Source organism: Amycolatopsis sp. SID8362 (assembly GCF_010550475.1).
GTDB classification, from domain to species: Bacteria; Actinomycetota; Actinomycetes; order Mycobacteriales; family Pseudonocardiaceae; genus Amycolatopsis; species Amycolatopsis eburnea.
In genome coordinates, this window is sequence record NZ_JAAGNB010000348.1 from 1 (window position 1) to 7,037 (window position 7,037).

General features: G+C 72.1%; 10 protein-coding genes. 2 read left to right on the forward strand and 8 right to left on the reverse strand.

The window, feature by feature from the left end:
- A partial coding sequence (locus G3I65_RS11535; RefSeq protein ID WP_203612356.1) for an FAD-dependent oxidoreductase occupies positions 1 to 380 on the reverse strand: 380 nt, incomplete at its 3' end.
- Entirely contained in the window at positions 377 to 1,390 is a 1,014-nt protein-coding gene (gene nadA / locus G3I65_RS11540; protein ID WP_160696103.1) for a quinolinate synthase NadA, read from the reverse strand. The genes nadA and G3I65_RS11535, both read right to left, overlap by 4 nt.
- 111 nt (positions 1,391 to 1,501) lie before the next feature.
- Here nadA and G3I65_RS11545 point away from each other — a divergent pair, with 111 nt between their 5' ends.
- Together G3I65_RS11545 and G3I65_RS11550 are read left to right on the forward strand one after the other, a co-directional pair.
- A complete protein-coding gene (locus G3I65_RS11545) occupies positions 1,502 to 2,134 on the forward strand; it encodes an NUDIX domain-containing protein (protein WP_086856682.1) in 633 nt (210 codons plus the stop codon).
- A 40-nt stretch (positions 2,135 to 2,174) separates the two neighbouring features.
- Positions 2,175 to 2,891 carry an LON peptidase substrate-binding domain-containing protein gene (locus G3I65_RS11550; RefSeq protein WP_160696104.1) on the forward strand — a complete coding sequence of 239 codons (717 nt, stop codon included), beginning with the start codon at positions 2,175 to 2,177 and terminating at the stop codon, positions 2,889 to 2,891.
- A gap of 108 nt (positions 2,892 to 2,999) precedes the next feature.
- On the opposite strand, the gene G3I65_RS11555 is transcribed toward G3I65_RS11550, so the two are convergent.
- The 6 genes from G3I65_RS11555 to G3I65_RS11580 all read right to left on the reverse strand — a co-directional run.
- Positions 3,000 to 4,034 carry a M48 family metallopeptidase gene (locus G3I65_RS11555; RefSeq protein ID WP_125306887.1) on the reverse strand — a complete coding sequence of 345 codons (1,035 nt, stop codon included), beginning with the start codon at positions 4,032 to 4,034 and terminating at the stop codon, positions 3,000 to 3,002.
- A 48-nt stretch (positions 4,035 to 4,082) separates the two neighbouring features.
- The gene (locus G3I65_RS11560; protein ID WP_160696105.1) at positions 4,083 to 4,679 is read right to left on the reverse strand and encodes a DUF2567 domain-containing protein; all 597 of its coding nucleotides are present in this window, start codon (positions 4,677 to 4,679) and stop codon (positions 4,083 to 4,085) included.
- 59 nt (positions 4,680 to 4,738) lie between these two features.
- On the reverse strand, positions 4,739 to 4,942 hold the full coding sequence (locus G3I65_RS11565) for a hypothetical protein (RefSeq protein ID WP_160696106.1): 204 nt from the start codon (positions 4,940 to 4,942) through the stop codon (positions 4,739 to 4,741).
- On the reverse strand, positions 4,929 to 5,942 hold the full coding sequence (bioB, locus tag G3I65_RS11570) for a biotin synthase BioB (RefSeq protein WP_160696107.1): 1,014 nt from the start codon (positions 5,940 to 5,942) through the stop codon (positions 4,929 to 4,931). Before bioB ends, G3I65_RS11565 begins: the two co-directional genes overlap by 14 nt.
- Positions 5,943 to 6,013: 71 nt before the next feature.
- Positions 6,014 to 6,730 carry a dethiobiotin synthase gene (bioD, locus tag G3I65_RS11575; protein WP_166639962.1) on the reverse strand — a complete coding sequence of 239 codons (717 nt, stop codon included), beginning with the start codon at positions 6,728 to 6,730 and terminating at the stop codon, positions 6,014 to 6,016.
- 86 nt (positions 6,731 to 6,816) lie between these two features.
- On the reverse strand, positions 6,817 to 7,037 hold a 221-nt coding region (locus tag G3I65_RS11580), incomplete at its 5' end, for a carbonic anhydrase (RefSeq protein WP_275940147.1).

The following is a 7,037-nucleotide window of genomic DNA, read 5'->3' on the forward strand; positions in this document are numbered from 1 at the left end:
AGCACCCCGGACGCCGCGACGTCGAACTTCGCGCCGTCCGCCCGCAGCCGGGCGACCGCGGCCGGGCCGCCGTCGACGATCGAGCGCACGGCCGGCTCATCGCACAGGCCGGCGCCCGCGGTGAGGGTGTCCTCCGCGTGCTTGGCGACCGAGTCGTCGAGGTCGTGCTGGTCTTCCAGGACCACGGCGACGCCGCCCTGGGCCCAGCGCGTGTTGCCGTCCGCGACGGCGGCCTTGGTGACCACCAGGACGTGCAGCCCGAGGGACTGCGCGCGCAGCGCCGCGGTCAGCCCCGCGACGCCGCTGCCGATCACGACCAGGTCGGCGCGAGCTTCCCAGACGGGGGTTTTCGCCCGTGGGTCATTAACCGGCGGGGTCATTCGCCGCCGCCGGGCTGCCCGATCTCGATCATCCGCTGCACCGAAGCCTTCGCGCGGGCCGCCGTCTCGAGGTCGACGTGGACCTCGTCGAGGCCGTCGCGCAGGCAGCGCAGCAGCGCGGCGGGGGTGATCATCTTCATGTACCGGCAGGACGCGCGGTCGTTCACCGCGCGGAAGTCGATGCCCGGCGCGGCCTTGCGCAGCTGGTGGATCATGCCGATCTCGGTGGCCACCAGCACGGTCTTGGCCTTGGTGTCGCGGGCCTCGTGGACCATGTCGCCGGTGGAGAGGATCTTGACCCGCTCCGGCGCCACCGCCCCCTCGCCGGCCAGGTAGAGCGCCGACGTCGCGCAGCCGCACTCGGGGTGGATGAACAGGTCCGCCTCCGGGTCCTCGGCCGCCCGCTCGGCCAGCTCCGCGCCGTTGATCCCGGCGTGGACGTGGCACTCGCCGGCCCAGATGCGCATGTTCTCCCGGCCGGTCACGCGCTTGACGTGGGCACCGAGGAACTGGTCCGGGAGGAAGAGAACCTCCTGGTCAGCGGGGATGCTGGCGACGACGTCGACCGCGTTCGAGGACGTGCAGCAGATGTCGGTCTCGGCCTTCACCTCGGCCGTGGTGTTGACGTAGGAGACGACCACCGCGCCCGGGTGCTCGGCCTTCCAGGCGCGCAGCTCGGCGCCGGTGATGGAGTCGGCGAGCGAGCAGCCCGCCCGCGCGTCCGGGATCAGGACGGTCTTCTCCGGCGCGAGGATCTTCGCGGTCTCGGCCATGAAGTGCACGCCGCAGAAGACGATGGTGGACGCGTCGCTGCTCGCCGCGATGCGGCTGAGGGCGAGGGAGTCGCCGGTGTGGTCGGCGATGTCCTGGATCTCCGGGACCTGGTAGTTGTGCGCGAGCAGGACCGCGTCGCGCTGCTTCGCCAGGCGCCGCACCTCCTCCGCCCAGGCCGCGTTCGCCTCGACCCCGCCGAACGGGGTGAGACCTTCCGGAACCAACGTGGTGGTCATCTGGCCCTCCTGGACCGGTCTCCGGTTTTCGCCTTACAATCGAAAACCGTGCGAAGTCATCTTAACACCCAGGCCCCCCTGGCCCACGAGGTTTTGGGCGCGGTCCTTCAAGTGCGCTCGGACACACTGCGGGTGCTGCTCTGGCGCCGCGCGCTCGACCCGCACCTCGGCCGCTGGTCGCTGCCGGGCGGGCGGCTGCGGCCCGACGAGGACGTCGAGACGTCCGTCCGGCGCCAGCTCAAGGAGAAGGTCGACGTCCGCCAGCTGAAGCACGTCGAGCAGCTCGCGGTGTTCAGCGACCCCCACCGCGTCCCCGGCCCGCGCGTGGTCGCGACGGCGTTCCTCGCGCTGGTCCCCTCCGACGTCGACCCCGAAGTGCCCGAGGACACCGAGTGGCACGACGTCGCGAAGCTGCCGCGCACGGCGTTCGACCACGAGGCGATCGTGCTGCGCGCCCGCGACCGGCTGCGCTCGAAGCTCTCCTACACCAACCTCGGGTTCGCGCTGGCCCCCGACGAGTTCACGATCTCCGCGCTGCGAGGCCTGTATTCGGCGGCGCTCGGCTACCGCGTCTCGGCGACCAACCTGCAGCGGGTGCTGTCCCGGCGCGGGCTGCTGGTTCCCACTGGTCACACCGCCGCACCGGGCCGCGCGGGCGGGCGTCCCGCGGCGCTGTTCTCCTTCGCGGGCAAGGGCATGCAGATCACTGATCCGTTCGCCGTCTTCAAGCCGCCGAACCGGTGACCGTGCTGCGGGCTGTGCCTTCTCCCCTTACCGTGGACGCGTGACCGAGCCGGAATCTGAAAGTGACGCGACGACGACGATCCTGCCGTTGTTCCCACTGCAGACCGTGCTGCTGCCCGGCACCAAGCTCCCGCTGCACATCTTCGAACCGCGCTACCGGCAGCTGACCGCGGACCTGGTGAGCGGCACGGTCCCGGGCCGCGAGTTCGGCGTGGTCGCCCTCCGCTCGTCGCTGACCCGCGAGGTACGTGGTCTGGACCAGCTGTACGAGATCGGCTGCAGCACGGTCCTGCGCGAGGCGAAGCGCCTCCCGGACGGCCGCTTCGACGTCGTCACGCAGGCCTGCCGCCGCTTCCGCCTGACCGACCTCGACTGCACGTCGGCGCCGTACCTGATCGCGTCGGTGGCGTGGCTCGACGACGACCCGGTGGCCCCGTCGGGCACCATGGCCGAGCGCCTGGCGGCGGTCGCCCACGCGGCCCACCAGCGCTACTGCGAAACGGCGTGGCGTAGCGACGACTGGCACAGCCCGGACCCGGACACGCCGATCGACGAGCTGGCCTACCAGCTGGCCGCGGACTGCCTGCTGCCGCTGGAAGACCGCCAGCGCCTCCTGGAGGAACGCCACCCGCTGCGCCGGCTGCGCATCGCGTGCCGGTTGCTGACGCGCGAGACGGGGTTCCTGAACACGCTGAGCGCGGTCCCGCTGCCGCCGGGCGAGCTCACCGACCTGAGCCGCCCGGCCAGCCTGAACTGAGCCCGGGCCAAAGCGCCCCAAGGTGGCCTTCGGTGCGTCAGACGCACCGAAGGCCGCCTTGGGTGCGTCTGACGCAACCAAGGCCACCTTGGGGCGCTCGGGACCAACTCAGGAACCGGAGCCGTTCCCGTTCCCGAACTTGTTCCACACCTTGCCCGCCGCGCCCGAAACCGCCTCGCCGACGTCGCTGAACACCTTCGTCAGCGGGTCCGCCGACGAGTTCCACGACTCCTTGTACGACTGCGCGGCCGACTTGAGGTCGTCCTTCCAGTCCGAGCCCGGCTTGTCGCCGTCCCGCCGCGGGTAGTCGCCCGCCAGGATCGCGCGGTACTCCGCCGAAGCCGCCCAGCGCTGCAGCTGCGCCGCGCGGACCACCGCGAACGGGTGCGACTCCGTCTCGACGAACTTGAGCTTGAGGAAGCTGTCGCGGATGTCCTCGACCGACTCGTACTCCGACGCCTGCTGCAGGAACGACGGGATGTCGATGCGGGCCGGGTCGATGCCGCCCGCGACCTGGATCTGCGCGCGCAGCGCCGCCGTCGGGTCCTGGCCGCAGAGCAGGCCCGCGCGGTCGCACGACAGCTCCGCCTTGCGGAACCACTCGCGCAGCGCCGCGATGATCGCCCGGATGCCGAGCGCGCTGACCGGCGTCCACGACATCGACAGCTGCAGGCTGATCAGGCGCACCATCATCGTGCGGTACACCGCGTGCCCGGACAGCACGTGCCCCATCTCGTGGCCGAGCACGAACCGCAGCGAATCCGGGCTCATCAGCTCGACGAGCCCGGTGCTGAGCCGGATGAACGGCTCGTCCATGCCGACCGCCTCCGCCCGCAGGCGCGGGTCCTGGAAGACGAACACGTTCGGCACCGACGGCAGGTCGAGCGTCCCGGCGCACTCGTGGCGCAGCCGGTCGATCTCCGGATACTGCTTCGGCCCGACGCGGATCGACGAAGCCAGCGCCATCAGCCGCTCGCCGCGTTCGTTGTAGAACCCCGAAATGGCCTTCACGACCTGCGCGAACCCGGGCACCGCGCGCAGCGTGGCGAGCGCGCCGCGGTCCACCGGGTGCTCGTAGGCGCGCGGGCTGATGCCCGGGAAGCGGACGGCGTCGCGCCGCGAAACCTCGATGTCTTCGGTCACTGCCGGAATCCCCCCTGTGAGTGAGGGGACCAGCGTAGGGCAAAGCCGTCAGCCGAGGCGGCGGCCCAGGTCGTCGCGGCCGTTCCAGGTGGCCAGCAGGCTGTAGGCGATCGACACGCCGAGCGGCCCGGTGAGCAGCACCCACCACGACTCCAGCCGCGGCGCCAGCTCGATCACCGAGCCGAGCGCGGGCGCGCTGGTGATGGCGTAGTGGCCGTTCGCCCAGCCGACGCCGAGCAGCATCGCGAGCGCGCTCGCGAGCGCGACCCCGAGCACGGCGGCCAGGAAGACGACCGGACCGCGGCGTTCGCGCAGCAGCCAGACGACGACGCCCACGACGATCCCGAGCCCGAGCGTCATCAGTCCGAACACGGCGAGGTCGTCGAACCGGTGCCAGCTCTCCAGCTCCAGGGCACCCTGGGTGCCATCGGCGGAGATGATGCGGACGCGCTCCGGCGGCGCGAGCCAGGACCAGGCGAAGGCGAGCGGGAAGCTCAGCATGCTCAGGGTGCCGAGCACGCTGATGGCGGGCAGCAGGTCGGCCTTGACGACCACCCTGGGCCGCCGTTCCCGGAACAGCACGGGCACCGACCACGGACCGGCCACGGCCGACGGCCGGTGCGCGGGCCCCGACGTCTCACTCACCCGGACTCCCTCCTGCGAGATGCTGCGACCGAGGGTAACCGGTCAGTGCGCGGACGCCGTCAGCCGCTGGCCGTGTCGCCGTGCCGGCTGCACTTCGCCGTCCAGCCGAGCGGGCTCACCTGGACGACCAGCCGCCGGGCGCAGTACGTGCAGTAGCGCGGAGGTTCCAGCGCCGTCCGGGGGTTGTGGCACGCCGGGTGGTCCGCGCCGCCCGGCGATTCCTGTCCACAGTGGACGCAGAAGACGGCGTCAGAGGCTGTCACTGAGCGCCTTGATCGGCATCTTGAGCTCGTCCAGCATCTCGAGGTCCGCCGAAGCCGGCCGGCCCAGGTTGGTCAGGTAGTTGCCGACGATGATCGCGTTGATACCGCCGAGCATGCCCTGCTCCGCGCCGAGGTCGCCGAGGGTCAGCTCGCGGCCGCCGGCGAAGCGCAGCATCGTGCGCGGCATCGCGAGCCGGAACGCCGCGACCGTCCGCAGCGCGTCCTTGCCCTCGACGATCTCGTAGTTCTCGTACGGCGTGCCGGGCTGCGGGATCAGGAAGTTCATCGGCACCTCGTGCGGGTTCAGCTCGGCCAGCTGCACCGCGAACTCCGCGCGCTGCTCGACCGTCTCCCCCATGCCGATGATGCCGCCGCAGCAGACCTCCATGCCCGCCTCGGCCACCATCCGCAGCGTGTCCCAGCGCTCCTCCCACGTGTGGGTGGTGACCACCGCGGGGAAGTGCGAGCGCGCGGTTTCGAGGTTGTGGTTGTAGCGGTGCACGCCCATCTCGACGAGCTCGTCGACCTGCTCCTGCGTGAGCATGCCGAGCGAGCACGCGATCTGGATGTCGTTCCCGTCCTCGCGGATCGCCTTCACGCCCTCGCGGACCTGCGAAAGCAGCCGCTTGTCCGGGCCGCGGACGGCCGCGACGATGCAGAACTCCGTCGCGCCGGTTTCGGCGGTCTGGCGGGCGGCCTTGACCAGGTTCGGGATGTCGAGCCACGCCGAGCGCACCGGCGTCGGGAAGCGACCGGACTGGGAGCAGAAGTGGCAGTCCTCCGGGCAGCCGCCGGTCTTCAGGCTGATGATGCCCTCGACCTCCACCTCGGGCCCGCACCAGCGCATCCGCACCTCGTGCGCGAGCGCCAGCAGGTCGGGCAGCCGGTCGTCGGGCAGCCGCAGCACCTCGAGGACCTCGGCTTCTCCCAGGCCGGCGCCGGTTTCGAGGACGAGTTCACGGGCGTGGGCGAGGACGTCGGTGTCCGGAACTGCGGTCAAGGCGTCTCCTTGGTCGTGGGGAAGCGTCCCTCATCGTGCCTGACGGGACCCTCGGGCGACAGCGACGCAGGTCACTTCCCGGCCGACGCGCACCCGGCGAACAGCTCGGGGTCGAACTCGCCGCCGAACCACGGCGAGAGCCCGCCCCTGGCCGCGGCCAGGAACTCGTCCCGCGACGCCGCGCCGAGCCCGGCGGGCAGCACGCCGAGCAGCGGCGCCCCGGCCGCGACGGGCAGGTCTTCGAGGTTGGACAGCGCCGCGAGGTCCGGCTCGGCAGGCCAGGCGCCGATGATCACGCCGGCGACCGTCAGGCCGCGCTTGGTGGCGACCTCGGCGGTGAGCGCGGTCGCGTTGAGCGTGCCGAGCCCGGCCTCGGCCACGATGATCACGAGCGAGCCGAGCGACCACGCGACGTCGGCGAGACTGGCCCCGGCGGCGTCGAAGCGCACCAGCAGCCCGCCCGCGCCCTCGATGAGGGTGAGGTCGTGCCCGGTGTCCAGGTCCGACGCGGCCCGGGCGATCTCACCGGGATCGAGCGTCGGCAGCCCCGTCCGGCGCGCCGCGGCTTCCGGCGACAATGGGTCCGGGTAGCGGCGCAGTTCGAGGGTCGTGACGTCCCCGGCGAGCCGCCGCACGTCGGCGAGGTCGCCGGGCTCATCGGGCCGCACCCCGGTCTGCGCGGGTTTCAGCACCGCGACCCGCTGCCCGCCGTCCGCCGCCAGGGCGGCGATCGCCGCCGTGGTGATCGTCTTGCCGACCCCGGTCCCGGTCCCCGTCATCACCAGCATGGTCACGGACCATCAACTTAGTGACCCCGGCCAGGGTCGCGCACACGCGGGCCGTGCTCGGGTGCGCACGGCCCGCGTGCGCGAGGTCAGGCTCCCGGCACCGCCACCGGCGCCCCGGCCGGGCGGAACGTGCGCTCGGCCGCGTCGAACAGGTGGACCTGCGCCGTGCCGACCGCGAAGTACATCCCGGTCAGCTGCAGCTTCCCGGCCGCCTCGGCCGCGGCCACCGACGGGTACTCGCGCAGGTGGTCCAGCTGCTGGAGCACGTTGTGCAGGGCCAGCCGGTCGGCCTCGCGGGCCGGGACGG

Excerpts from the sequence above, each read along its gene's own strand:
- bioD (WP_166639962.1), bottom strand. The coding sequence starts at position 6,730 with ATGCTGGTGATGACGGGGACCGGGACCGGGGTCGGCAAGACGATCACC.
- nadA (WP_160696103.1), bottom strand. The coding sequence starts at position 1,390 with ATGACCACCACGTTGGTTCCGGAAGGTCTCACCCCGTTCGGCGGGGTC.